Raw genomic sequence first — 1659 nt, forward strand, 5'->3', positions numbered from 1 at the left:
GCTCGGCCCGGCGGCGCATCCAGAAGACGCCGCTGCCGACGGCCGCCGCCGTCACGAGGCCGCCGCCGATGGCCACGTCGGTCGGCGTCGCACCGGTGGTGCTGCTGCCGCCGATACCGCCGCGGACACCGCCGATGACGGTGAAGGCGTGCGGCTTGGTCAGGGTCCTGCCGTCGCACCTGACCGTGATGTCGTACGGCCCCGGGCGGGCGTTGTTGTTGATCGTGGCGGTGCCCCTGGCCGTCTCGTTGGCGCCGCGGATGGGCGAGAGCCTGGTCGGCGAGAACGCGTTGGAGGTCGCGACGCCGCCATTGCGGCAGCCGTCGACCGTGATGGTCAGCTGACCGCCGCGGGCGATCACGCTGGGCAGGGCGACGATGTTGCTCGGTCTGTCCCACGCGACGGCCGCGGGGGCGGAGAGCCCGAGGGCGGCGACCGCTGCGCCGGCGACCGCCAGAGCACGAGTGTTACGCATGTGAACCTCCGCGGAAGACGCCCCGGGACCCGTCCCCGGTCGATCGGCGAGAAAGCGCCTCCCAGAAAGACAGTCAGTTGCCTTGCCCGGACCCGCATTTCGGGAATGGTCCGTCCTGGTGAGAGCGGATACCACGGGAAATCCACGCAATCGGATATCGCCGCAGGTCACGGACCGTCAGAAATTTCCTCGCGACGGCAACTCGGATGGCGCACCTGAAATACCCGGGGCACCCGTTCCGGGCCCGGGCCACCCGTTCGCCCCCGCCCCGTCGCCGGTTTCGTGCGCGGCACTTAGCGTTCTGATATGCGCGAAAGACACGGCGACGGCCGCGTCGAGAGGGGATGGCGAATGTCTGCGTCCGAGCTGGCTCAGGCGGAAGAGGAGGCGCGGCCGAAGAAGCGCGCCCCGTGGGGCGTGATAGCGCTGGTTCTGCTGACCGGCCTCGCCCTCATCCGGAATGGTTCGGGGGAGTTCGACGAGGGTCCGCCGCAACCGGCGACGGCGGCCGCGACGGACGGCCGGGTGCCCGGCGCCGCCTTCGCCGGGACCGTGCAGCCCCTGCCCTACGCCCTCCCGGACCGGGTCAGGATCCCGGCGATCCAGGTCGACACGCCGATCATTCCCGTGGGCCTGGACGCGGACGGCTGGGTCGGCGCGCCCCCGCCGGAGGACCCGAACCTGGCGGGCTGGTTCACCGGGGCCGTCACCCCCGGCGAGAAGGGCACCGCGGTCCTCGTCGGCCATGTCGACAACCAGCTCGGCCCCGCCGTGTTCTACGCGCTCGGCGCCCTGAAGAAGGGAAACCGCGTCGAGGTCGCCCGGCAGGACGGAAAGACCGTCGTGTTCGAGATCTACGGCATCGAGGTGTTCGAGAAGAACAACTTCCCGGGCGACCGTGTGTACGCGTCCAAGGGCGCGGCGGAACTGCGGGTCATCACCTGCGGCGGCGGTTTCTCCCAGCAGAACGGCTACGCGGGCAACGTCGTGGCCTTCGCCCGCGCGGTCGAGGTGCGCTGAGCGTTCCCGGCCGGGCGGGCGAAAGCCTCACGGCGCCCTTCACTCGTAATGCCGCCGGGGGACGGAGACGTGGTAGCCGGCGTCGAGCAGTTCGGGCAGATAGCGCCGCAGGGCCCGCACACTCTGCGAGCGGTCGCCCCCGGCGTCGTGGGAGAGCACCACGA

At 71.2% G+C, this 1659-nt stretch carries 2 protein-coding genes and 1 pseudogene; 1 reads left to right on the forward strand and 2 read right to left on the reverse strand.

The features are described from left to right. The coding region (locus ACFTZL_RS44720; RefSeq protein WP_382596332.1) for a hypothetical protein at positions 1-475 on the reverse strand (475 nt) is incomplete at its 3' end. Positions 476-826: 351 nt separating this feature from the next. On the opposite strand from ACFTZL_RS44720, the gene ACFTZL_RS44725 reads away from it, so the two are divergent. Beyond that, entirely contained in the window at positions 827-1495 is a 669-nt protein-coding gene (locus ACFTZL_RS44725) for a class F sortase (RefSeq protein ID WP_382596335.1), read from the forward strand. Between the two features lie 39 nt (positions 1496-1534). Here the strand turns inward: ACFTZL_RS44725 and ACFTZL_RS44730 are convergent. Continuing rightward, positions 1535-1659: pseudogene (locus tag ACFTZL_RS44730) on the reverse strand (polysaccharide deacetylase family protein); the annotation flags it as partial.

It is taken from the genome of Streptomyces sp. NPDC056948 (assembly GCF_042674225.1).
Taxonomy (GTDB): domain Bacteria; phylum Actinomycetota; class Actinomycetes; order Streptomycetales; family Streptomycetaceae; genus Streptomyces; species Streptomyces purpurascens.

What these genes read in the sequence shown, in the direction of transcription:
- ACFTZL_RS44725 (WP_382596335.1), top strand. Translation starts at nt 827, where the DNA reads ATGTCTGCGTCCGAGCTGGCTCAGGCGGAAGAGGAGGCGCGGCCGAAG.